General features: G+C 34.5%; 21 protein-coding genes and 1 riboswitch. Of the genes, 9 read left to right on the top strand and 12 right to left on the bottom strand.

All coding sequences use genetic code 11. From position 1 onward, the window contains the following. Positions 1-35: 35 nt before the first annotated feature. Together cysM and epsC are read right to left on the bottom strand one after the other, a co-directional pair. Positions 36-908 carry a cysteine synthase CysM gene (cysM, locus tag AC07XU_RS12910; RefSeq protein ID WP_494944044.1) on the bottom strand — a complete coding sequence of 291 codons (873 nt, stop codon included), beginning with the start codon at positions 906-908 and terminating at the stop codon, positions 36-38. Further along, on the bottom strand, positions 905-1,705 hold the full coding sequence (epsC, locus tag AC07XU_RS12905; protein WP_494944043.1) for a serine O-acetyltransferase EpsC: 801 nt from the start codon (positions 1,703-1,705) through the stop codon (positions 905-907). The genes cysM and epsC overlap by 4 nt, the downstream gene beginning before the upstream one ends. Positions 1,706-1,940: 235 nt before the next feature. Then, a riboswitch (SAM riboswitch) is annotated at positions 1,941-2,053 on the top strand. 272 nt (positions 2,054-2,325) lie between these two features. Between epsC and AC07XU_RS12900 the strand changes: the two genes are divergently transcribed. From AC07XU_RS12900 to AC07XU_RS12890, 3 genes are all read left to right on the top strand, one after another. Then, positions 2,326-3,639 (top strand): O-acetylhomoserine aminocarboxypropyltransferase/cysteine synthase family protein, encoded by a 1,314-nt coding sequence (locus tag AC07XU_RS12900; RefSeq protein WP_494944042.1) that lies wholly within the window; start codon positions 2,326-2,328, stop codon positions 3,637-3,639. 48 nt (positions 3,640-3,687) lie between these two features. Beyond that, entirely contained in the window at positions 3,688-4,740 is a 1,053-nt protein-coding gene (locus AC07XU_RS12895) for a homoserine O-acetyltransferase family protein (RefSeq protein WP_494944041.1), read from the top strand. A gap of 87 nt (positions 4,741-4,827) precedes the next feature. Then, the gene (locus AC07XU_RS12890) at positions 4,828-6,069 is read left to right on the top strand and encodes a homoserine dehydrogenase (protein WP_494944040.1); all 1,242 of its coding nucleotides are present in this window, start codon (positions 4,828-4,830) and stop codon (positions 6,067-6,069) included. Positions 6,070-6,589: 520 nt separating this feature from the next. Here AC07XU_RS12890 and AC07XU_RS12885 read toward each other — a convergent pair. From AC07XU_RS12885 to AC07XU_RS12875, 3 genes are all read right to left on the bottom strand, one after another. Continuing rightward, positions 6,590-7,933 carry a dihydrolipoamide acetyltransferase family protein gene (locus AC07XU_RS12885; RefSeq protein WP_494944039.1) on the bottom strand — a complete coding sequence of 448 codons (1,344 nt, stop codon included), beginning with the start codon at positions 7,931-7,933 and terminating at the stop codon, positions 6,590-6,592. 56 nt (positions 7,934-7,989) lie between these two features. Continuing rightward, positions 7,990-9,237: a competence/damage-inducible protein A gene (locus tag AC07XU_RS12880; RefSeq protein WP_494944038.1), complete on the bottom strand. Its 1,248-nt coding sequence runs from the start codon at positions 9,235-9,237 to the stop codon at positions 7,990-7,992. A gap of 128 nt (positions 9,238-9,365) precedes the next feature. Further along, entirely contained in the window at positions 9,366-11,999 is a 2,634-nt protein-coding gene (locus tag AC07XU_RS12875; protein WP_494944037.1) for a putative LPS assembly protein LptD, read from the bottom strand. A gap of 158 nt (positions 12,000-12,157) precedes the next feature. Here AC07XU_RS12875 and AC07XU_RS12870 point away from each other — a divergent pair, with 158 nt between their 5' ends. From AC07XU_RS12870 to AC07XU_RS12860, 3 genes are all read left to right on the top strand, one after another. Then, positions 12,158-13,036 carry an N-acetylmuramoyl-L-alanine amidase family protein gene (locus AC07XU_RS12870; protein WP_494944036.1) on the top strand — a complete coding sequence of 293 codons (879 nt, stop codon included), beginning with the start codon at positions 12,158-12,160 and terminating at the stop codon, positions 13,034-13,036. A 41-nt stretch (positions 13,037-13,077) separates the two neighbouring features. Then, on the top strand, positions 13,078-13,851 hold the full coding sequence (locus AC07XU_RS12865) for an N-acetylmuramoyl-L-alanine amidase family protein (RefSeq protein ID WP_494944035.1): 774 nt from the start codon (positions 13,078-13,080) through the stop codon (positions 13,849-13,851). 67 nt (positions 13,852-13,918) lie between these two features. Beyond that, a complete protein-coding gene (locus AC07XU_RS12860) occupies positions 13,919-14,872 on the top strand; it encodes an MlaD family protein (protein ID WP_494944034.1) in 954 nt (317 codons plus the stop codon). A 386-nt stretch (positions 14,873-15,258) separates the two neighbouring features. Here AC07XU_RS12860 and AC07XU_RS12855 read toward each other — a convergent pair whose 3' ends face one another. From AC07XU_RS12855 to AC07XU_RS12835, 5 genes are all read right to left on the bottom strand, one after another. Next, complete coding sequence (locus AC07XU_RS12855) at positions 15,259-16,170, bottom strand: ribonuclease Z (protein ID WP_494944033.1); 912 nt, start codon at positions 16,168-16,170, stop codon at positions 15,259-15,261. Between the two features lie 3 nt (positions 16,171-16,173). After that, entirely contained in the window at positions 16,174-16,560 is a 387-nt protein-coding gene (locus AC07XU_RS12850) for an STAS domain-containing protein (protein WP_494944032.1), read from the bottom strand. 36 nt (positions 16,561-16,596) lie between these two features. Next, positions 16,597-17,550 carry a phosphoribosylaminoimidazolesuccinocarboxamide synthase gene (locus AC07XU_RS12845; protein WP_494944031.1) on the bottom strand — a complete coding sequence of 318 codons (954 nt, stop codon included), beginning with the start codon at positions 17,548-17,550 and terminating at the stop codon, positions 16,597-16,599. A gap of 171 nt (positions 17,551-17,721) precedes the next feature. Further along, complete coding sequence (locus AC07XU_RS12840) at positions 17,722-18,702, bottom strand: hypothetical protein (protein WP_494944030.1); 981 nt, start codon at positions 18,700-18,702, stop codon at positions 17,722-17,724. A gap of 58 nt (positions 18,703-18,760) precedes the next feature. Next, positions 18,761-19,732, bottom strand: coding sequence for a PhoH family protein (locus AC07XU_RS12835; RefSeq protein WP_494944029.1), 972 nt, complete (start codon positions 19,730-19,732; stop codon positions 18,761-18,763). Positions 19,733-19,835: 103 nt separating this feature from the next. Between AC07XU_RS12835 and AC07XU_RS12830 the strand changes: the two genes are divergently transcribed. From AC07XU_RS12830 to AC07XU_RS12820, 3 genes are all read left to right on the top strand, one after another. Beyond that, the gene (locus tag AC07XU_RS12830) at positions 19,836-20,615 is read left to right on the top strand and encodes an SAM hydrolase/SAM-dependent halogenase family protein (RefSeq protein ID WP_494944028.1); all 780 of its coding nucleotides are present in this window, start codon (positions 19,836-19,838) and stop codon (positions 20,613-20,615) included. A gap of 292 nt (positions 20,616-20,907) precedes the next feature. Beyond that, entirely contained in the window at positions 20,908-21,192 is a 285-nt protein-coding gene (locus AC07XU_RS12825; RefSeq protein WP_494944027.1) for a putative quinol monooxygenase, read from the top strand. Between the two features lie 10 nt (positions 21,193-21,202). Then, positions 21,203-21,739: a hypothetical protein gene (locus AC07XU_RS12820; RefSeq protein WP_494944026.1), complete on the top strand. Its 537-nt coding sequence runs from the start codon at positions 21,203-21,205 to the stop codon at positions 21,737-21,739. 194 nt (positions 21,740-21,933) lie between these two features. On the opposite strand, the gene AC07XU_RS12815 is transcribed toward AC07XU_RS12820, so the two are convergent. Next, entirely contained in the window at positions 21,934-22,884 is a 951-nt protein-coding gene (locus AC07XU_RS12815) for a D-2-hydroxyacid dehydrogenase (RefSeq protein ID WP_494944025.1), read from the bottom strand. Positions 22,885-22,971: 87 nt separating this feature from the next. Next, positions 22,972-24,042, bottom strand: coding sequence for a 3-phosphoserine/phosphohydroxythreonine transaminase (gene serC, locus AC07XU_RS12810; RefSeq protein ID WP_494944024.1), 1,071 nt, complete (start codon positions 24,040-24,042; stop codon positions 22,972-22,974). Positions 24,043-24,153: the final 111 nt, after the last annotated feature.

Genomic DNA, 24,153 nt, shown 5'->3' with positions numbered 1-24,153 from the left:
TAAGATTCTCGCCTTCGCAGGAATGACGCTTTACATTACCCAAACAAAGTACTACTTAAATACCGATCTCCCCTATCACAAGCAATAAATACAATTAGCCCGCTTTCCAATTCTTCGGCTAATTGCAAAGCACAATGCAAAGCGCCTCCACTACTCATACCTGCAAAAATACCTTCTTTTTTAGCTAAAGCTCGAGCAGCCATTGTGGCATCTTGCTGAGAAACATCCATAATTCGGTCTAAACGTTCTGGCTCATAAATTTTTGGCAAATATTCAATTGGCCAGCGGCGAATTCCCGGAATAGATGACTCTTCTGTTGGTTGGCAACCCACAATTTGAATAGCTGAATTTTTCTCTTTCAAATATCTTGAATTACCCATTATACTCCCTGTTGTACCCATACTACTTACAAAATGAGTAATTTGTCCATTCGTATCATTCCAAATTTCTGGACCAGTAGTTTTATAGTGTGCTAAATAATTATCAGCATTGGCAAATTGGTTCAATAAATAATAACCAGTTCGATTACCTTTTTCTTCTGCATAATCTCTACAAATTTCAATAGAATCAAGTAAAGTAACTTTAGCACCAAAAGCCTCCATGGTTAAAGTACGTTCTCTGGTTGAGCTTGATGGCATTACCAGTTCAATTTCAATCCCATAAATGGAGGCAATCATAGCTAAGGCAATTCCTGTATTGCCGCTGGTTGCTTCAATTAATTTCGTGTTTTTATCAACTTCCCCACGTTCCATCGCACTGCGAATCATATTTAAAGCCGCTCGATCTTTAACGCTACCACCAGGATTATTTCCTTCCAGCTTTGCGTAAATTTTAACATCAGGATTGGTATTTAAATACCTAATTTCCGCTAGCGGTGTGTTTCCAATGCAATCGATAATGGTTTTCATGATGATTTAATTTTAATTTCTGCTTGATGAAAAACTGTAGAATTTTCTGGAACACTTGTAGTTAACCAAACATTTCCGCCTATAATACTACGCTCGCCAATAACCGTTAAACCGCCTAAAATGGTTGCTCCAGAATAAATTACTACATGGTTTCCGATAGTTGGGTGCCTTTTGGTATTCGACTTTGATTTATCTACACTTAAAGCGCCTAAAGTTACACCTTGATATAATTTTACATAGTTACCAATCACGGTAGTTTCTCCAATAACAAGGCCAGTTCCATGATCTATGTATAAATATTCGCCTATCACTGCTGCCGGATGAATGTCTATTCCTGTTACTGTATGGGCATATTCGGTTATGATACGCGGAATGTATGGAACATCAAGCAGGTATAATTCATGCGCAAAACGATACATCGCGGTAGCAAAAAAACCTGGATAACATCTTATGATTTCAAACTCACTTTGTGCTGCCGGATCGCCGTTTACTAGCGAAGCTAAATCTGTATTTAGTTTGCGATAAATTTCTGGCAATTGTTCAAAAAAGCCGTCTGCGATAGCTTTGTGTCTATCAGATTTACAATCTTTAGTTGATTTTAAGATCAATTGTAACTCTTCCTTTGACTCAAAAAATACGCCTTTTAATACATCATGTGTATAATTAGTTGATGCTCCTCTTTCAGGAAATATGAGGTTGAGTAGATTTTGAGCCCAATTAGCAATGGTTTGGTTAGATGGAACTACCTGTTGCTGCTTTTGGCGAAAAATGATACTATCTAAAAAATAATTATCCACTATTGAAAGTTTTAATTTAAACTACAAAGTTACTATACTTTAGTTTGATAGGTAATTATTTAAGTCAGTATAATGCCAAATTAAAAATAGCCAGTAAATATATCATTGTAATTTACTTATTATCAGTATAATAAAAAATAATCAGAATTATATTTTGCAGTATTAAATATTTCATACTATATTTGAAACATTATTTGGAAAAACCAAGTAAAAGTCAATTACCAACATGGTTATTGATTTATAAAGAAGTGGCGAGAGACAGGCTCTAAGACCCACTGGCAACCCTCCCTAACGGAGAAGGTGCCAATTCCTGACCACTCAACATGGTGTTGTTTGGAAATATAAATTAAGAAGATGAAAAAATTAAATTCTATTTCGCTTGGTAGCGATATTCTTAAGTTTAAAGCTAAAAATGAGGCTTCAGTATTGATTTCTAATCAGCTATGCGCAAATATTTTTGCTATGAATTGTATGTGCATTTGCATGTACTAAATAAAAACTTCGGCTCTGTAAAAATATTTCATTTCTGAAGGTCCCGATTAACGGGATACGCAATATCACTTAAGCCAAATTCGGCTAACAACAAATCGTAAATCGTAAATCTAAAATTGTAAATCAAAATGTCAACTCAACATAAATTCGAAACACTACAACTACATGCAGGTCAGGAAATAGATCCAACAACTGGATCTAGAGCAGTACCAATTTACCAAACAACCTCTTACGGCTTTAAAAACTCTGAACACGGTGCAAATCTTTTCGGTTTAAAAGAATTTGGAAACATTTATACCAGATTAATGAACCCAACTACAGATGTTTTTGAAAAAAGAATTGCAGCTTTAGAAGGCGGTGTTGCAGCTTTGGCAGTTGGCTCTGGACAAGCTGCACAGTTTATTGCATTAAATAATATTTTGCAAGCAGGTGATAACTTTGTTTCATCTAACCATTTGTACGGAGGTTCTTACAATCAATTTAAAGTAGCTTTCAAACGCTTAGGGATTGAAGTTAAATTTGCGAATATAGACGAGCCTCAAAGCTTTGTTGATTTAATAGATGAAAACACTAAAGCCATTTATGTAGAAACGATTGGAAACCCTGCTTTTAGTGTTCCAGATTTTGAACAAATTGCTGCAATAGCTAAACAGCATGATTTGCCTTTAATTGTAGACAATACTTTTGGTGCTGGCGGATATTTATTTAAACCCCTAGAGCATGGTGCACATATTGTTGTAGAATCTGCCACAAAGTGGATAGGCGGACACGGAACAAGTATTGGAGGTGTAATTGTTGATGGTGGAAATTACAATTGGGCGAATGGAAAGTTCCCTCAATTTAGTGAACCGTCTGATGGTTACCACGGTTTAGTTTTTGGAGATGTTTTTGGTCAAGATGGCCCATTCGGTAATATCCAATTTATCATTCGTGCTCGTGTAGAAGGTTTAAGAGATTTCGGCCCTGCCATCTCTCCTTTTAATTCATTTTTATTAATACAAGGTTTAGAAACTTTATCGCTTCGTGTGCAACGCCATGTAGAAAACGCTTTGGCTTTAGCTACTTGGTTAGAAAATCATCCGGCTGTTGCAAAAGTAAATTACCCAGGTTTAGAAACTAGCCCTTATCATGCTAATGCTAAAAAATATTTAAGAAATGGATTTGGTGGAGTGTTGTCTTTCGAGCTCAAAGGAAGTAAAGAAAACGCCATCAACTTTGTTGATAATTTGAAGTTAATAAGCCATTTGGCTAATGTTGGTGATGCCAAAACTTTAATTATCCAGCCATCTGCAACCACTCACCAACAATTAAGCGAAGCAGAACAATTAACCGCTGGAGTTTATCCAAATCAACTGAGAGTTTCTGTTGGTATTGAGCATATTGATGATATTAAAGCAGATTTTGAGCAGGCTTTTGCTACAATTGGTTCATTGGTTCAATAGTTCATTTGGCCAAAACATTTCAACATTTCAACAATTCAACTTTACAAAATGTCTTCTACATATAAACATCCAAAAATATTCAAACTAGAAAGCGGTAAAAAATTACGCAATCTAGAAATTGCTTATCAAACTTTTGGTAAACTGAATGATAAAAAAGATAATGTGATTTGGGCTTGTCATGCGCTTACCGCAAATGCTGATGTTTTAGATTGGTGGAAAGGATTATTTGGTAATAATGATCTATTTAATCCTGAAGAACATTTCATTGTATGTGCAAATATTTTAGGCTCTAATTATGGCACAACAAATCCGTTAAGTATAAATCCAATTACTGGGCAACCATACTTTTTATCATTTCCAGAATTTACCATTAGAGATTTAGCAGCTGCACACAATTTGCTAGCGAACCATTTAGGTATTGATAAAATTAAGGTTTTAATAGGCGGTTCGTTAGGTGGACAGCAAGCATTGGAATGGTCATTGGCAAAAACACAAACCATAGAAAATTTAATTTTGGTTGCCACAAATGCAGTTCATTCTCCGTGGGGTATTGCATTTAACGAAAGTCAGCGTTTGGCAATTAGCACCGACAGAACTTTTTATGCTAATCAGCCAAATGGTGGTTTAAAAGGTCTTAAGGTAGCAAGAAGCATTGCTTTACTATCATACAGAACTTATCAGGCCTATGCTGATACCCAAGTTGAAAGTGTTAACGATAAAACTACTGGATACAGAGCTTCTTCTTACCAAAATCATCAAGGAGAAAAACTTTGTAAGCGCTTTAACGCATACAGTTATTGGTATTTAAGCAAAGCGATGGATAGTCATAATGTTGGCAGAGGAAGAAAAAGTATTATTGCGGCATTGGCCGAAGTAAAATCAAACACGTTGGTTATTGGTATTGAAAATGATGTTTTGTTTCCTGTTTCTGAGCAAAAATTTTTAGCCGAACATATTACCGATGCACAATTTAGCGCCATAAACTGCGCTTATGGGCATGATGGCTTTTTAATAGAAACTGATAAGCTTACAAATATTATCGGCAATTTTTTAAAAAACAACGCAGACAAAAAAATTATAAAATTAAGTAGAATAGCTTAAGCTTAACTCAGAAAGACTAAACAGAATAAAAAATAAAACAGATAAAATCAGTGAAATCATTTTATCTGAGTAATCACAAAAAAAGAAATGAGTAAAAAATTAAAAATTGGATTATTTGGTTTTGGTGTAGTTGGACAAGGATTACATGACATCATCCGTGGCCAAAACTTAAATTTAGAAATAGTAAAAATTGCCATCAAAAATCCTGAAAAGCAAAGATCTTTAGATGCGAATTTATTTACCACCAATCATGATGAAATTTTAGATAATCAAGAAATAAATACCATTGTTGAGTTAATTGATGATGCAGAAGTAGCTTTTAGAATTGTTAAAAAAGCATTGAGCAGTGGTAAAAATGTAGTTTCTGCTAACAAAAAAATGATTGCTACACATTTAGCAGAATTAGTGAAATTACAGGCAGAAAATGGCACATCGTTATTGTATGAAGGTGCAGTTTGCGGTAGTATTCCAATTATTAGAAATTTGGAAGAATATTATGATAATGAACTTTTACATGGCATCAGCGGAATTTTTAATGGTTCATCAAATTATATTTTATCGAAGATATTTAATGAAGGTTTAGCCTATTCTACTGCATTAAAACAAGCTCAAGACTTAGGTTTTGCAGAAACCGATCCGATTTTAGATGTTGGAGGCTACGATCCTAAATTTAAGTTAACTATCGCTACAGCTCATGCTTACGGCTTATTTATCAATCCAGATCAAATCTTAAATGTGGGTATTCAAAACATTTCTGATGCTGATATTCAATACGCAAGAGAAAAGAATTTTAAAATTAAATTGGTACCAACCGCTCGTAAAATTAGTACCAAACAAGTGGTAACCTATGTGCTTCCTAAATTTGTGAAGTCTGATGATTTTCTGTACAACGTAGAAAATGAATACAATGGCGTAACTGTACAGGCAGCATTTGCGGATAAACAATTCTTCTTCGGTAAAGGTGCAGGTGGACATCCAACCGGTGCGGCAGTACTTTCGGACATTGCAGCTTTACGCTATGATTATCGTTATGAGTACAAAAAATACCACCAACAAGATGGACTTATCCATACTGACAAAGTGAGTATAGAAGTTTATTTAAGATACGTTCATGAATATACAGTTGAAAAATTAGAAGTGGAAAATATTTCAGAACGTTTCTCTCGTAACGATTACAAGTATGTAATTGGCAGTATAAGTTTAAAAAACCTAATCGCACACCGCGAATTGTTGTTAAATAAAGATGTATTTATTGCACAAACTGGCAAGTTAACTTACAGTCAACAAGATATTGCAGCCATTGCAGAAGAAGGCGTTTTTGCAAACTAGATTTTTTTTTGTTTTGTTTTGATGCACAAAGCCTCGATGGATGTCGGGGCTTTTGCTTTTTAGCTACAATTAACAGCAAAAGCACAAAGAGCGCAAAATATTTTTTTGAAAAGCAAAAGCAGTAAAGTAATTAAAAATTGTTCCCGCTGTTCGTTTTACTTCTGGTCAACCGCAAGGGTTGACCCTACGTGTTCACTACCATCGGGTTTAGGTACAATAGCTTTTACAACTATGAGGGGTTGCCACCGCCAAGAACCACGAACTTTAAAATATAAACCCGATTTAGTGAAAAGCCCGCAGTGAGGCACGAAACGAGGACTTGAAACGAGAGCGGGACTGAATAAACCGATAAGTAGCAACTTTCTTTTTCAAACTCAAAAGCTTGCAAAAAAGTACCTGAAATACTCCTCGCACAAAAAAAGGTCTGTGAGCCACAGACCTTGATATCCTATCTTATACATCAGTCAAAATCAACTAATGAACAATGTTGAGTGAAACGAAACGCCGATTTTTAGGGAAACTAACTAATCTCTCTATTGATATCCCAATTTTCTAAATAATCTGCAACTCGGCGAACGAAAGAACCACCTAAAGCACCATCAACCACCCTGTGATCGTAAGAAAGTGATAAAAACATCATGTGGCGGATCGCAATTACATCACCGTATTCTGTTTCTAAAACTGCTGGTTTCTTTTTAATGGCTCCAACAGCTAAAATTGCAACTTGAGGCTGATTAATGATTGGAGTACCCATCACATTGCCAAATGAACCAACATTTGTTAATGTAAAAGTTCCATTTTGAGTTTCATCTGGTTTTAATTTTGAATTGCGGGCACGTGTTGCTAAATCATTTACAGCTTTTGTTAACCCAACTAAATTTAGCTGATCTGCATTTTTAATTACAGGAACAATTAAATTTCCGCTAGGTAAAGCTGCTGCCATACCAATATTGATATCTCTCTTTTTAATGATTTGTGTACCATTCACAGTAACATTAATCATCGGAAAATCTTTAATAGCTCTAGTTACCGCTTCAATAAAAATAGGTGTAAAAGTGATTTTTTCATTTTCACGTTGCTCAAAAGATTTTTTCACTTTATCTCTCCATTTTACCATATTGGTAACATCAGCCTCTACAAATGAAGTAACGTGTGGAGAAGTTTGCTTACTCATCACCATATGATCGGCAATAAGTTTACGCATTCTGTCCATTTCTATAATTTCATCGCCACCACTTACAGAAACTAATGGTTTTGCTGCTGGTGAATTTGTACTAGACGCAGCCGCTGGAGCAGCAACAGGAGCCGGTGCACTTGCAGTTTGTTCTTTTTCAACAGCACCAGATTTATTTTGAATGTAACTTAAAAGATCATCCTTTGTTAAACGACCTTCAGCACCACTTCCTTTAATATTTTCTAATTCTGATAACGCAATATTTTCTTGTGCGGCAATACTTTTTACCAATGGAGAGTAAAAACGATCTGAACTCTTAAAATCTTGTGTTTGATTATTCTCTGTTGTTTCTGTTGGTAATTGATTAACACCAGGAATATTTTCAACTTCTTTAACTGGCTGTTGTACTTCTTCTTTTGCAACTGGTGCTGATGGAGCATTATCGCCACCTTCAGTTTCAATAATCGCAATTACGGCACCCACTTGCACCACATCATCTGCAACAAAAAGTTGTTTAACTAATTTACCAGAAACCGGAGAAGGAACTTCAGAATCCACTTTATCTGTAGCGATTTCTAAAATGGTGTCATCTAGTTGAATAGTATCACCAGGTTGTTTTGTCCATTTGATAATTGTTGCTTCAGCAACACTCTCGCCCATTTTTGGTAACAATAATTCGTATTGAGCCATATTGTTTTGGTGTTTATAATTGGTAATCAGCCGCAAAAGTACACCTTTTTAACCATTTAATTCAAATCTTGTTTTAACAGATTGAGCAACAAGGTTAAAGCGGCTGTTGCAGAACGTTCTATGTTTTGAATTCGTTTATTGCTAAAAGTAAATAATTTAGCAACAACTGTATTTTTAGAAGCAATTGCAATCCACACTGTGCCAACTGGTTTACCTGGCAAGCCACCATCTGGCCCGGCTATACCACTAACTGCAATTGAATAATCTGTTTTAAAATGCGTTATAGCACCAACAGCCATTTCTTTAACTGTTTGCTCGCTCACTGCACCAAATTCGGTTAAAGTTTCATGTTTTACACCCAACACAGACTCCTTTAAATCATACGAATAAGCAACTGCACCACCTGCAAACACTGCCGATGAGCCAGCATGCTGTGTTAATAAGTGAGAAATATATCCGCCAGTGCAGCTTTCTGCAGTAGATAAGGTAAGTTGATAGGCTTTCATCAAATCTAAAATTGCCTTTTCTAAAGCTACATCATCTTCTGCTGCTACATATTTTTTTGCACGTTCAATTATTTGCTGAGCGTAAATTTCTATTTCTGCTTTTAAAGATTGTTCATTAGGCCCGATAGCACTTAACCTTAACCTCACCTGACCCAATTTTGGCAAGTAAGCTAATTTAATGTGACTTGGTAAACTATCTTCTATGTCTTCAATTTCTTTAGCAAGAAAAGATTCGCCCTGCCCTACCGTTAAAATGGTTTTATGAACAATGTAAGGTAAATCGAAGTTATTTTTTAGCCGAGGTAAAATTTCCTCTTCCATTAAATACATCATTTCAAAAGGTACGCCAGGCATTGAAACAAAAATTTTTCCATTAACCTCAAACCACATACAAGGCGCAGTACCATTTTTGTTTTGTATCACTGTACAACCATCAGGAACATCTGCCTGTTTAATGTTTGCATCAATCATTGGCCTATTAAACTTCCTGAAAAGTTCCTCAACATGCGCCAAAGTTTCTTCATCACGCCTAAGCGGCATCTTAAAATAGGCAGATAATGTAAGTTTGGTAATGTCGTCTTTAGTTGGACCTAAACCACCTGTAATTAAGATGATGTCTGCTCGTTGCTGAGCTTCTTTTAATGCTTCTACAATATGATCTGCATTATCAGAAACTGATGTTATTTGTTTTACACTTACGCCAATTTTATTGAGCTCTTTTCCCATCCATGCAGAATTGGTATCCACAATCTGTCCGATGAGTATTTCATCACCTATTGTTATAATTTCAGCTAGCATATTTTAATGTTCGAATGAGTGAATTGAATGAGTGGGTAGTTGTACATAATGAAAATATACAGAACAAATGTGTTTACAATTTTTAGATTTTGTCTTCAAAAAATACATTATCCAATGTACCTGCTTTTTTAATTTCTGGTATAAAAGCCTTTACGTTTGCTTAGTTTTAAGTCTTGAAGGATGGAAGCTTTAACTTTAATATCTATAGAATAACTTTGGTATTGACCAAATGGAACCCAACTTGCGCTTAAATCCCAGCAGTGTAAATCTCTATAAATTGAAAAAGAAGTTGGTGAAATTTCACTTCTTACTAAATCGTAACCAGATGTAAATTGAATTTTCCATTTAGGCGTTAAATTAAAATCGCCATTGAAGTTTAAGGTATTACTAATAGTTCTCGTTGCTCTTTGCCCTAGTGGATTGCTGTAGTTAAAGCTATAACTAATTGCAATGTTCCATGGAATATTAAAGTCTACAAAAGCATTTGGATCTCTACTAATTGCCGCAAGTTGCTCAATTTGCTCTGGAGTTCTATTACCATTATTAGTTACATCATTTGCATTTTTAACGGCATCCATGTTTTTGTTTCTACTTTTTAAAGCATCAGGATTGAAACTAAAATCAGTTGAGAAGTTTAACGAAACCAGGCGTGGTAATTTTCCATCCTTCCAAACATATCTATCAACCTCCTGAAAGCTCGATGAAGTAAATTGAGAAGCACCTGAGCCGGTAGTTGTTTGAACCAAATCGACAGCATATGGGCTTAACACACCACCAAAGTTAAAACCTAGTTTATCGGTAAATTGAGATCTACCACTAAAATTTATAGGCGCTAATTTTTTACTCTCAGCTACAAAATTATAGGCACTCGAGAAGGTTAAACCTTGTATAATTGGTATTTTTCTTTCACCTGTGCCAGTGGTATCCTTTGATGATAATACTTTTAGCTCTACATTATTATCAACAGAAAAGTTTAAACCAGCGTATTTCCCTGCAGATGGGCCACCAAAAATACCCTGCTCAAAAATTGAATAGCGCAACGGTCTACCATCTGAACCTCTAACAAATTGAGAGCCGTCATTGGCAATTGGCACGCTTTTTCCTGGTCTAATATCATTGGTATAATAAACCTGATCTTTAAAGTAACTGTAATTTTCAGATGAAAAATCTGGTCGGTAAGAAAAGCCGATGTTTGGCGTAATTACGTGTCTAATTGCCGATATATTTCCTATTGGTTTTTTAAATTCTCGTTTACCATACAATTTGGTAGACATCCCTAAATTTAAATTATACTCACCAGCTCGTTTAAATCCGTTAACTGTATCTATTTTAACACTATCTGATGTAGCTAACCTGATAAATCTTTTTTGAATGGTTTGAAAATACCAACGCTCTGTATAGTTTACACTGCTGTTAAAATTTAAGAACTGCAAAACATTAAATGGCAAACTGATTGGTATGTTATGTTGAAAACCGTTTTGAAATCTGTTTAAACCTCCTTTGGCAAATACCAAGTTCTCTTTATCACTAACAGTATTTTTTGCTTCTAAATTGTAACCAACTGTTAGCTTCTGATAAAATTTTTGTGTACCTACCCTATCTTTTGGATCGAAAGGATTGATGGTAGACATATTTAAACTAACCGATGGTAAAGTTAGTGTAATTGTTTTTCCTACTGTTTCTTGTGAGTGAGTTAATGCTGAAGTTAAATTGAATAAACCATCGCCAAATGTTTTGCCATAGGCGATACTTGAACTTAAGGTGTTTCTGGCGATTTGATTAAAATCATTTGTATTGTTTGCACCGGTTGTTCTAAAATAATCTGCCGTACCTGCATTTACCGAGGCGCTAAAAGTAGAACCTGGCCTAGCTAAAGGATTTTGACTATGTGTCCATGCAATATTAAAGTTTTTTTGGGGTGTGTATTCTGGAGTTCCCTCTAAACCATTTCTGGTACTCGAATATGCAAGATTTAGACTACCATTGTGCTTATATCTTTTAAGGTAATTACTCCCTAAGTTTAAATCATAAGATCCGTTGGTGAATATGTTACCTGTGAGCTTAGCATCCAAATAGTCATTAAATGCCATGTAATAACCACCACCATTAAGTGCAAAACCTCTAACACCATCCTCACTTGGTGTGGGCAATATAAAACCAGAAGACTTTTTGTTGGGCTTAGGAAAAAATGCAAATGGCAAACCTAAAGGCATTGGTATTCGCTCAAATTCCATGTAAACCGGACCAGTAATAATCTGATTTTTTGTGATTATCGCTTTGGTAAAGTGAATACCAAAATGTGGCTCTGGTAAATTACAAGTACTAAAAGTTTGTCCTAATGAATGAATTTCTTCATCGGGTTGTATTTTGGCAACTCCACCAGAAAAGAAACCACCTTCTTGCTCGGTAGAAACACCATAAACTATTCCTTTTCTTAATTTGGTATTATAATTAATAGAGTCAGCTAATGAAGTTCCCTCCTGACCCATTTTAAAAATTGGGCGACCAACATATTTTCCTTTATCATTTTTTATACCGCGAGCAAATATGGTGTTGTTTCTAGAATCGAACCTAATGTATTCTGCGTCTAATTCAAATTCATCGTAAATTACTCGAGCACTACCATATAATTGCATTACACCATTTTTTCTGTCGATGTCCGTGGTGTCTTTTGCATAATACTCTAATTTATCATCCAATCCTCCACCCTTTTTCATTACTTTTTTGGTGGTGTCTCTTTTGGTGCTGTCTACCTGTTGCACAACCTGTTGAAACGAAAATAAGTTTAATGCGTATGAATTATTATCAACGGATGTTAATAAAAGAGCGCAAAATGATAAAATGATGTACCTAAAAAGTTTCAAATTTGTGTATGAATGTTATTTTTGCAATAATGTCTATCACAAAACGTTCAAAATTAATGAAAAATATACCATTGCATAAGTCAAATAAAATTTTGATGTTATTTATTTGTATAGTATTAGTTTTATTTGCTGATAATCAAATACTTGCACAAGAATATAAAATTAAAACAATTGTAATTGATGCAGGTCACGGAGGCAAAGACGGCTCTACGAGAGGTGCTTACTCTACAGAAAAGGAAGTTGCGCTTAAAACGGCTTTAAGTTTAGGCAAGGCGATTGAAGAAAATATGAAAGACGTAAAGGTGATTTATACCCGTAGCACCGATGTTTTTATTCCTTTGTATGAAAGAATTGCCATAGCAAATAATGCAAAAGCAGATTTATTTATTTCTATACACTGTAACGACATGCCTGTTGTAAGTACCCGTTACATTAGCGGATATGTAAGAAACAAAAAAGGTAAAAAAGTACCTGTATACAACACCAGGTATGCAAAAAGTACATCAACCAGAGGCGTAGAAACATTTGTTTCGGGAAGTGGAAGGTTAGACGAGCAAGATGATGTGATTAAAAGAGAAAATGCATCAATGTTTTTAGAAGAGAATTATAAAGAGAACTACCAAGGTTTTGATGCTAACGATCCTGAATCGGCAATAATATTGTCGTTAATGAAAAACACATTCAGAACCCAAAGTTTAAAATTGGCCAAATTGGTACAAGATGAATATGTAAAAGTTGGCAGGGTAAATAGAGGGGTGCAAGAGAAAAGTTTAGCGGTATTAGCAAGAGCGGGCATGCCTGCAATACTAACAGAAATTGGCTTTATTAGTAACCCAGGCGAAGAAGATTACATGAACTCTGAGGCTGGACAAGCAGAAATTACCAATTGTCTGCTTAAAGCAATACAAGCTTATAAAACCAGCGTAGAAATATAGTTTATAATTTTTATTATAAATTTGCAGCAAACACACAATAAATGAAATTTAAATCGGTCTTATTATTCATCTTAATCCTCTTCTCAATTAAGCCATTTGGCGCCAATGCACAAGGTTATAAAATTAAAACTATAGTTATAGATGCCGGACACGGAGGTGTTAAGCCTGGTGCTGCCGGAAAATATTCTTTAGAAAAAACGGTAGCTCTTAAAGTAGCTTTAAAATTGGGCAAAATGCTCGAAGATGAATTACCAAATATAAAAATTATTCAAACCCGCAAAACAGATGTTGATGTAGATTGGTACAGAAGAGCCGAAATTGCGAACGATGCAAAAGCAGATCTTTTTATCTCTATACACTGCAATTCGATGCCTAAAGGGAATAATTATACCAAAGGAACAGAGACATTTGTGGGTGCCTACCGCCGAATTAATGAAATGGATGCAGGCATAAAAGAAAATGAGGATATCTTAAAAGACAAGGATTACAAAAAGAAAGGTGCTTATGATCCAACCGATCCTGAAGAATTAATTATGCTATCTTTGTACAAATCTTTGTTTAGAACTAAAAGTTTAGCCTTGGCGAAATTAATTCAAAAAAACTACACTGAAGTAAACAAAAGAACCAACAGAGGTGTTAAAGAACAGGGATTACTAATTTTGCAGAGAGCAGCAATGCCTTCGGTTTTAACTGAGATAGGATTTATCTCCAACCCGGCTGAGGAAGATTATATAAACTCTGAAGATGGGCAACAAGAAATTGTTAGGGCTATTGTAAATGCCGTTAAAGAGTACAAAAAACAGATAGAAAATTAAAAAATAAATCAGCTTTGCTTAACAGCATTTTAGTAAAGCTAGTACCATTTAAAACGCTACAACACAAATGAAAATAAAAAACGAAACCAAAGTAGGTGTATTAGCAGCTTTTGCTATTGCCTTATTAATAATTGGCTATAATTTTCTAAAAGGAAATTCAATTTTCTCTAATGAAACTGTATTATATGCACTTTATTCTCAGGTTGATGGACTGGGTGTTTCTAAACCAGTATTAATTAATGGTTTTCAGATCGGTAGAGTTGATAAATTAGAATTACAAGCCGATGGTAGAATTAAGGCTACGTTAAAAATCAAAGATCAGTATCAAATCCCTATAAACACTATTGCTAGATTAGAGAGTACTGATTTGTTAGGTGGTAAAGCAGTTGTAATGGTTTTAGGTAACAGTAAAGAATATGCTCAAGATGAATACGTTTTAAACGCCAATGTAGAGAAAAGCTTAATGGAATCTGTACAACCGGTTCAAAAGAAAGCAGAGCTGATTATTACAAAAATGGATTCGATTTTAACAAGTGTAAACTCAATACTTAATCCAAGTTTCCAAAAAAATGTTGATAAAAGTTTTACAAGTATTGCATCGACTTTAGGTTCTTTAGAAGCTACATCTAAAAAGGTTGATGCTTTGGTTGGTTCAGAAAGTGCAAAATTATCGGGTATTTTATCTAATGTAGAAGCGATTACTTTAAACTTTAAAAATAACGGAGCAAAAATTGATGCAGTTTTAAATAACTTGAATACTGTTACTGATAAAGTTGCAGCATTAAACTTTAAAACTACTATTGATAATGCGAATAAAGCAGTTGCCGATTTACAAGGAATGGTTTCAGAATTAAAAGCTGGTAAAGGTTCTTTAGGTAAATTGCTTACTGATGAGGAGATGTACAATAATTTAAATAACGCTTCTAAAAACTTAGATGCCTTGATGATCGATTTAAAAGCTAATCCGAAACGTTACGTTCACTTCTCTGTTTTTGGTGGAGGAAACAAAAAGGATAAATAATAACTTAAACGGATTTAAAAAAGGCCAGAAATAAATTTCTGGCCTTTTTTGTATAATAACAATTTGAAGGAATTCAGGTGGATGGTTTCATTTGCTATTTATCTAAGCTAAATAAATAAGTTTCCTAAGGTAAAAGACAGATTTTTTCTGAAAGTTAGAAACATGCTCTCGCGAAAAACTGGTTCGAAATTATGGGAACTTTGCAGGGTTTTACTTGCAAAAGCCTTTGTTATTTAGCCCTGATTAAAGTGCAAATACTTTTTGTGTAAGATTAAGTACTTACCCGCCATTGCTTGTAGTAGAAGCACACAAAAAGATTGGAACGAAAAGCAGGACTGACGTAAAAATTAACACCTGTAATTGCGCTTCAAATAAAACTTGAAAAATTAAATCTTAAAAGTAATTCCTTCGATAGCTAATTCCGTTTGCGGAAATATTGATTTTGCCTCGTCTAAAAGCTCGGTTAAGGTTTTGTAACGCGATGAAAAGTGACCGATCAATAGTTTCTTTGCGCCAACAATGTTAGCCACCTCAGCAGCCTGTAAAGCAGTTGTATGATGTGTTTCTTTAGCTCGCTCTAGCATTTCATGCAAAAAAGTAGCTTCGTGATAAAGTGTATCGCAATCTTTTATAGTATCAAAATATACTTCATCATACAGAGTATCTGAACAATAAGCGTAAGATTTTGGGTCTGCTGAGTCGGTGGTGTAGTCTAAATTTTTGATCAAATCGCCGTTTGGCAAATCTAGGTCTACCCCTCTTTTTAATAACGGATAAAGTTCTACAGGCACTTGATCATGCTCTAACTTTTCGACAAGCAATTTTCTTAATCTTTTCTTTTCTGTAAACTTAAAACCAGTGCAGGGTATACGATGATTTAACACAATGGTTTGTACGGTTACATCGTTGTTTTCAAAAATCACTTCAGATTTAGTTGCATCAGTAAATGTGTAAATCAACTCGTACTTTAAATGCGTATCGGAGTGTTTAAATTGCAGCTCGAGTATTTCTTGAAGCGCTTTAGGGCAAAAAATATGAATTGGTTTGATCCTGCCATTTAGGTGCAAACTAGAAAGAAGGCCAATTAAACCAAAATAATGGTCGCCGTGTAAATGACTAATAAATATATAATCGATTTTTGAGGCTTTTAACCCAAATTTAATCAATTGTTGCTGTGTACCTTCTGCACAATCTATTAAATAAAATTTCTCATTGCAATTTAATAATTGCGATGTTGGGTTTCTATTAAAAATTGGAGTTGCTGAGCTGCTGCCTAAAATAGTTACTTCAAATGTCATTAATTATCCTTTATCTACACTGCCGCGTAATTCTTTCTCTATTTCTTCCATAAAGATTAAATCCGTAGCCTCATCTAGTTTGTTTACAAATGTAACCGAATGATGTAGGTTAGATATTTTAACAATATTTGCGATGGTATTGTTTACACCAGTTACCACGAATATTCCTCCAGCACTTTTGCAAAGTCTATCGCCAACCAAAAGGCAGCTTAAATCTTGCGAATCATTACATTCTTTAACTTCAGATAAGTCTAATACAATGTTTCGATATCCTTCGGTGTTTAATAAGATAAATTCCGATTTTAAAGCTGGTGTATTGTCGTTGGTAAACTTAGGTTCATCCAATTTTAAAACAACATATTTTTCGTGTTTATCTGTAGAAAATTTCATGGTTATTGTGTTTTTGTAAAACGAAAGTAGCTATTTTTAATTTGATAATAAATTAGAAAGTGCATTATTAACGTTTGTTTCTATTCTTTGCAAAATATTTGATGATGTATTTTTCACAAACTCATCGCCTGTAATTTGTTCGTAAAGCTCAATATAACGATCTGAAATTGAGTTCACAATCTCTTCTGTCATTTCTGGTACAACTTGACCATCTTTGCCTTGAAAACCATTCTCGATTAACCATTTGCGTACAAACTCTTTACTTAACTGTTTTTGAGCTTCGCCAGATTGTTGTCTTTCTTCATACCCATCAGCATAAAAATAACGAGAAGAGTCTGGTGTATGAATTTCATCAATTAGGTAAATAGTATCTCCTACTTTTCCGAACTCATATTTGGTATCAACTAGAATTAAACCACGTTCGGCAGCCATTTCTGTACCACGTTTGTATAGTGCGTGAGTGTAAGCTTCTAATTTTTCGTAATCTAGTAAAGAAACAATGCCTTTTGCCAAAATATCTTCTTTAGAAATATCTTCATCGTGACCAACTGCTGCTTTTGTTGTTGGCGTAATAATCGGTTCGGGTAATTTATCGTTTTCTTTTAATCCTTCTGGCAAAGCAACGCCGCAAACAGCTCTTTTGCCTAAAGCATACTCACGAGAAGCATGACCGGCTAAATATCCTCTAATTACCATTTCAACTTTAAATGGCTCGCAAATACGACCAATTGTTACCATTTCATCTGGAGTAGCTAAAACCCAATTGGGCACAATATCTTGTGTTGCAGCTAAAAATTTTGCGGCAATTTGGTTTAAAACCTGGCCTTTAAATGGAATAGCTTCTGGCAATACCACATCAAATGCTGAAATTCTATCGGTTACCACCATGGCCATTAGTTGATCATCTATTGTATAAACATCACGCACTTTACCTTTGTAAAAATTGCTTTGTTGCGGAAAATTAAAATTGGTTTCTTTGATTGCTTTCATTAGGGGATAAAAATAATAAAAAGATATGAGTATTGAGATATGAGATGTGAGACTTACTTTGCAATCTTTAAGTTTTAATGCACAATTTTGATATTAAATTAAAAGAGAAAAGTCCGAAAATAGGATTTTTTACAATCTCATCTTCGGACTTTAAAATGCTTGGAAACTAAATTATCGACTTAGCTCTTCATTAAAGGGAATATACTTTTCTTTGCAATAATCTTCAATTTCACTATCATTTGAGAAATAGTTATCACAAAATTCATCAAGTTCTTTCTCGGCCCCTGAAGCATACTTCTCACTTGCGGTCATAAGTTTTTCGGTTTGCTCAATAAACTTTTCAAACTCTTTATTCATTTTACAAAGTTTATCGATTGTTTTAAAATCTAAATCTCGAAAAACAGAAGGGAATAACACTCTGCTTTGGTAAGGATTTGCATTAAGTTCAATTATCCCAATTCCAAAAGATTGATTTAATCTTGCCATTTCGTCATTTAAACTATCACTAAATTCGAATGCTACCAAATATCCATAATTAGCCCAACTGGAATTAGAAACAGCTTGAAAGAATGCTTTTTTTAGTTCACTATCACTATTAATTTCTCTTTTAAGTTCGTATGAACTGATTTTAAATGTATCAACCCGATTTATAGATTTTAAAAAATTCTGACTGGCTTTTGTTTGTAGATTTAGAAATTTTATACCAACCATATCAGGATGTGTCCATATTTGATTGCTGTCCTTTCCATTTGATTGTTCGTGGAAAATTGTTTTTGAGTATGTATCGGTATTTTTCAAATAACTACTCAAAAGTTTATGTAAATCTCTTTCTTCATAAACTTTTGATTTACTTATTTTATGTTCTTTAATTTCTATTATCTCTACATCACCACTTAAAACCTCAATTCCTATGTTTTGCTCATTTTTTGTTAGATAATATGAATAAGTACCGCCAGATTGCTTTATACGTTTTACTCTAGCATCGCCGTTTCTTATGAAATCACCTAAAACAGCAGATATTGTGCTTCCAGGAGTTTTTGAAACCTTAAAATCATAATATTTATTAATCAAAATATGATTTAAAACCTCTAAGTAGTTAGTTACATCATTTATATCTTCTAAACTTTTTAAAACAGCTTCTTTTAGTGTCATTATCTTTTTTTTGCGTTAATCAATCTCGATACTCGATACTCATATCTTGCTACTCAAATTACTGTATATCCCCATAAGCTTTCAAAATCGCTTTTACTAACTTATGTCTTACAACATCTTCTCCAGTTAAATAAATTACATCAATGCCCTTAATATCTGTTAATATACGCAGTGCATTATGCAAGCCAGATTGTGCTTTTTTAGGTAAATCGATTTGGGTAATATCACCAGTTACAATAAACTTAGCCGTTGGCCCCATACGGGTTAAAAACATCTTCAATTGTAAATCTGTAGAATTTTGGGCTTCATCTAAAATCACAAAACAGTTGTCTAACGTTCTGCCACGCATAAAAGCGAGTGGGGCAACTTCAATGGTTCTGTTTTCTAAATATAGTTTTAACTTATCTGGCGGGATCATATCATCCAGGGCATCATAAAGCGGACGCAAATAAGGATCTACCTTTTCTTTTAAATCTCCAGGTAAAAAACCTAAACTCTCCCCTGCTTCTACAGCTGGTCTAGTTAAGATAATTCTTTTTATTTCTTTGTTTTTTAATGCTCTAACCGCCAAAGCAACAGCTGTATAAGTTTTACCTGTTCCGGCAGGGCCGATGGCAAACAACACATCGTTTTTATTGATACTGTCGACCATTTTACGCTGATTAGCCGTACGAGCTTTAATCATTAACCCATGGTTACCAAAAACAATTACCTCTCCAGAGCCTGCGTTTGCTGCTGCTGAAGCAACAGGATTTTCTTCAGTTTTAGTTATTGATTTCTTAGAACCCAGTATCGATTCAACATCATTATGCGAAAGTGTTCTGTATTTTTCTAAATGCGCAACCAGCTGTTCAAACTTTTGCTCAAATGCCTTTAGCTCAGCCTCATCACCTAAAGCTTTAACGTCATTTCCTCTTGCTACTATTTTTAATTTCGGGAAAGCTGCTTTAACCAACTCATAGTGCTCATTGTTAGCACCCCAAAATTGTACTTGATCTGTTGTCTCTAATGTTAGCTTTAGTTCGTTCAAAATATTGTATTTTTATTTTAGCAGTGTGTATTTCGATTTAAAAATTGAATATTTGTAGGCGATTTGCCTATACACAAGAATAAGAATAAATATTGAATTTTTAATGGCCATAATTACATTAACTACAGATTTAGGTTCTAAAGATTTTTATCAGGCTGCTTTAAAAGGCAGTATCCTGAACATCTTGCCTACAGCTAATATTGTGGACATAACCCATGAAGTTCCTTCATTTAATATTCAGTATGCTGCATTCGTTTTAAAAAACGCGTACCCTTATTTCCCAAAAAATACCGTCCACCTTATTGGTATCGATTCAGTTTTCAGCGAAAACACTAAATACATCGCCCTGCGTTATAAAGACCACTTTTTTGTTGGTGCAGATAATGGTATCTTTTCCTTATTGTTAGATGAAACACCTGATGAATTAGTTGAGCTAAACATTATGCAAGATTTAAAATATTTACACTTTCCTTTGGTAGATATTTTTGTAAAAGCAGCCATTCATTTAGCTAAAGGTGGCAAGTTAAAAGACATTGGTGTACCTACAGGAGAAATTGAGCAACGAATGCTTTTACACCCTGTTATAGAGCGAGATATCATTAGAGGAAGTGTAATTTATATTGATACTTTTTGCAATGTAATTACCAACATTACCAAAGATTTATTTACCAAAATACAACGCAATAGAGACTTCACTTTGTACTTTAGAAAGAGTGAAACTATTACCCAATTAAGTTGGCATTATAATGAAGTACCAGAGGGAGAAAAACTTTGTTTGTTTGGAATAAGTAACCATTTAGAAATCGCGATCAATAAAGGTAAAGCAAGTGGTTTGTTAGGCTTGCATTTGAGCGATATTGTAAGGGTTGAGTTTCATCCTTAGAAAGAATGCCCCACCCACCCCTGCCCAAAAGGGAGTACCTTAAAAGAGCTTGTCACTGAGGTGTAATTTGCATAAAGATCAATATAAATGAAGTTAAATTTAGCCCGCTTTGTCATCCTGAACGCATTGAAGGATCTCTATAAGAGATTCCTTGTACCTCAGAATGACAAAACCTTTTTGTACTAAAAATTGAATCACAAAAGGTTAAACAAAAAATCATCGTTAGCATAGTCGAATTTCTTAACTGAGGTCTTCGACTACGGTCAGACCGACCATAACTTAATTTTATTTTATGATAGTACGTGTTGTAAAAATGCAATGTGATGGTAATTTCATCGATGAGTTTAGAAAATTATTTAATGAAGTTAAACCTCAAATAGCAAAATCCGATGGCTGTTTAAGTGTTAAACTCTTGCAGCATGAAAACGAGTTAAGTTTATTTTTTACGATAAGTGAATGGCGCAGTGCGGATGATTTGGAAAACTATAGAAAGTCTGATTTGTTTATAAAAACATGGGCTAAAGTTAAACCCAATTTCACAGCAAAAGCTGAGGCATGGAGTTTGCTTGAACAATAAAAACAAAATCATGATTAAAAAACTTATTTGGTCGCTTTGCTTAACCGCATTTACTTGTTCGTTTTCGGTTGCTCAAGATACTTCTGCATATGAAGTTCAGCGGGCAAAGATTAACGCATTATTAGCAGATCGAAGTTCGAAATTTGGTCAATATGACGAAAGTTTAAGTGCAAGAACCGGGATTTTTGGTTTTCAGACTAAGAGAGATATCAAAAACTCAAATGAAATTCTTCGTCAGATAGCTTTAACAGATAATGAGATTTTTACGCAACTAAAAGTTTTAATGGATTATAAAGACTTACAGGTTGAGCAGGTAAAGACAGCTGCAAGCAGCAATACAGAAAGTATAATTAATTATAGAAAGACCATTAAATCGCTACAGGAACAAAACCTAATCCTTTCAGAAAACCAAGACAAGGTTGAAAACTCAAGAGATTTGGCTTATTTAATGATGTTTATCTTTATGGCAGGATGTGGAGTTTTAGCCTATTTGTTTAACCTAAAACGCAAAAAATTAAAGCATTATGATGAAACAAAAAGCTTTTAAATTATTGGTTAAATTAAATAATCTGATTTTACCTAGTTATTATCAGAAAGATCCAATGAAATTGAGCACTTTTCAAAAAGCGGTATTAGGCTTTAGATATTGGGCGTTAACAAATTCTATGAAGTAAATTTGTCATTCAAAGAAACAGAATTCTCATAAGAGATTCCTCGTTCCTCGGAATGACAAATAAATACTTATTTCTTAAAAAAATCTATAATAATATTAGCCAACTCTGTACCAACACGCTCTTGAGCTTCGTTAGTAGCAGCGCCAATATGTGGAGTTAAAGATATTTTAGGATGATTTAGCAATTGTTTAATCGGTGTAGGTTCATTATCAAAAACATCTAAACCAGCAAACGCAACTTTACCCGAATCTAAAGCTTCAATTAATGCTTGCTCATCTATAGTACCACCGCGAGAACAGTTTACGATGCCCACACCTGATTTCATGGCTGCAAATTCATCAGCACCTAAAATAGGTTTGTCTGCAAATGGAGTATGCAATGAAATGAAATCACTTTGTGCGATTACTTCTGCTAAACTTACTGTTTGCACAGGAATATCAACCTTAATACCGCCTTGTAAGTTTAACGTAATGTTGCCTGCAAATGGAAATAAATCGTAAGCCAACACATTCATCCCTAAACCTAAAGCTACGGCAGCAGTTTCTCTACCAATTCTGCCAAAGCCTATAATACCAATGGTTTTACCACGTAATTCAATACCTTTTGCGTATGCCTTTTTCAGATCGTTAAATTTAACATCACCATCTAAAGGCATTTTACGATTGGCATCATATAAAAACCTAACACCTGTAAACAGGTGTGCAAATACCAATTCTGCTACCGATAAAGAAGATGCTGCAGGTGTATTTACTACAGCAACACCTTTGCTACGGGCATATTCTACATCAATGTTATCCATACCAACACCCCCCCTACCAATTAATTTGATATTCGGACAGGCATCAATTAAAGCGGCTCTAACTTTTGTAGCACTACGAACAGTAATGGCATCATAATTTAACAAAGCTTCAGTTAACTGATCTTGAGGAATAGTTTCTGTATCAACCTGAAAACCTGCTTGTTCTAATAATTGTTTCCCAATTGGGTCTATGCCATCATTGGCGAGTATCTTAATCATATATTTGATTTCTCGGATTAGATTGACAACATAAGTTACAGCCAACAGGCTGAGATGTGTACAATCGAATATTTGTTAAACCTTAAATTAATTTTTGTTGTGCTTCTCCTCAAATTCCTGCATCAAGTCTATTAAAGCATGAACACTGGTAATTGGCAATGCGTTGTACATTGATGCTCTAAAACCACCAACACTTCTGTGTCCTTTTAAACCTTCAAAACCATTTTCATCTGCAAATTTGGCGAATGGTTTTTCTAGTTCAGGGTTTTCCATCACAAAACAAACATTCATTCTAGATCTATCTTCAACAGCACAAGTACCTTTAAACAACGTATTTCTGTCAATTTCTTTATATAATGCGTCAGCTTTTGCTTTATTTTCTTTTTCAATTTCTGCAACGCCACCTTTAGACTTTAACCAGTTTAGGTTTAACATTGCTGTGTAAATAGAAAATACAGGTGGTGTATTGTACATCGAATCGTTATCCTTGTATGAAGCATAATCTAACATCGATGGAATTGCTCTGCCACTCTTGCCTAAAATTTCATCCTTAACAATTACAATAGTTAAGCCAGCCGGGCCGATGTTTTTTTGAGCACCAGCATAAATTAAATCGTACTTAGCAACATCAATCACTCTGCTCATAATGTCTGATGACATATCACAAACTACTGGCACATTAGTTTCTGGAACTTCGAAAAGCTCTGTACCGTAAATCGTGTTATTAGAAGTATAGTGAAAATAAGCTGCATCAGTAGGAATAGCAAAATCTTTAGGAATAAAAGTGAAGTTAGCCTCTTTTGAACTAGCAACAACTTCAGCTTTACCAAAAAATTTAACTTCTTTAATTGCTTTATTTGCCCAAACACCCGTTTCTAAATATGCCGCTGTTTTTCCCTCAGGCAATAGGTTCATTGGCACCATTGCAAACTGCAAACTTGCACCACCTTGCAAAAATAATACGGAATATCCTGATGGTACATTTAAAAGTTCTTTTACCAATTTATTTGCCTCTGCCATTACGCCTTCAAACTCAGGACTACGGTGAGAGATTTCTAAAATTGATAAACCATCTTTAAAATCTAAAACAGCTCTAGAAGCTTGCTTAAACACTTCCTGTGGTAAAATACAGGGACCTGCACCAAAATTATGTCTCATTTTTATTAAAATATGTTTTCAATGGTAATAAAATAATGTTGATTTATACAGATAGTTATCCATTAAATCGCGATTTCTTTATTGTATTTTTATAGGTGTAAATCTAACACT

It is taken from the genome of Pedobacter sp. GW456-11-11-14-TSB4, from assembly GCF_059424425.1.
The sequence above is the reverse complement of the archived record's forward strand: the minus strand, read 5'-3'. Positions and strand labels throughout refer to the sequence as shown.

Coding starts and splice junctions, on each gene's coding strand:
- cysM (WP_494944044.1), bottom strand. CDS start 908: ATGAAAACCATTATCGATTGCATTGGAAACACACCGCTAGCGGAAATT.
- AC07XU_RS12900 (WP_494944042.1), top strand. CDS start 2,326: ATGTCAACTCAACATAAATTCGAAACACTACAACTACATGCAGGTCAG.
- AC07XU_RS12895 (WP_494944041.1), top strand. CDS start 3,688: ATGTCTTCTACATATAAACATCCAAAAATATTCAAACTAGAAAGCGGT.
- AC07XU_RS12890 (WP_494944040.1), top strand. CDS start 4,828: ATGAGTAAAAAATTAAAAATTGGATTATTTGGTTTTGGTGTAGTTGGA.
- AC07XU_RS12885 (WP_494944039.1), bottom strand. CDS start 7,933: ATGGCTCAATACGAATTATTGTTACCAAAAATGGGCGAGAGTGTTGCT.
- AC07XU_RS12880 (WP_494944038.1), bottom strand. CDS start 9,237: ATGCTAGCTGAAATTATAACAATAGGTGATGAAATACTCATCGGACAG.
- AC07XU_RS12870 (WP_494944036.1), top strand. CDS start 12,158: ATGAAAAATATACCATTGCATAAGTCAAATAAAATTTTGATGTTATTT.
- AC07XU_RS12865 (WP_494944035.1), top strand. CDS start 13,078: ATGAAATTTAAATCGGTCTTATTATTCATCTTAATCCTCTTCTCAATT.
- AC07XU_RS12860 (WP_494944034.1), top strand. CDS start 13,919: ATGAAAATAAAAAACGAAACCAAAGTAGGTGTATTAGCAGCTTTTGCT.
- AC07XU_RS12855 (WP_494944033.1), bottom strand. CDS start 16,170: ATGACATTTGAAGTAACTATTTTAGGCAGCAGCTCAGCAACTCCAATT.
- AC07XU_RS12850 (WP_494944032.1), bottom strand. CDS start 16,560: ATGAAATTTTCTACAGATAAACACGAAAAATATGTTGTTTTAAAATTG.
- AC07XU_RS12845 (WP_494944031.1), bottom strand. CDS start 17,550: ATGAAAGCAATCAAAGAAACCAATTTTAATTTTCCGCAACAAAGCAAT.
- AC07XU_RS12840 (WP_494944030.1), bottom strand. CDS start 18,702: ATGACACTAAAAGAAGCTGTTTTAAAAAGTTTAGAAGATATAAATGAT.
- AC07XU_RS12830 (WP_494944028.1), top strand. CDS start 19,836: ATGGCCATAATTACATTAACTACAGATTTAGGTTCTAAAGATTTTTAT.
- AC07XU_RS12825 (WP_494944027.1), top strand. CDS start 20,908: ATGATAGTACGTGTTGTAAAAATGCAATGTGATGGTAATTTCATCGAT.
- AC07XU_RS12820 (WP_494944026.1), top strand. CDS start 21,203: ATGATTAAAAAACTTATTTGGTCGCTTTGCTTAACCGCATTTACTTGT.
- AC07XU_RS12815 (WP_494944025.1), bottom strand. CDS start 22,884: ATGATTAAGATACTCGCCAATGATGGCATAGACCCAATTGGGAAACAA.
- serC (WP_494944024.1), bottom strand. CDS start 24,042: ATGAGACATAATTTTGGTGCAGGTCCCTGTATTTTACCACAGGAAGTG.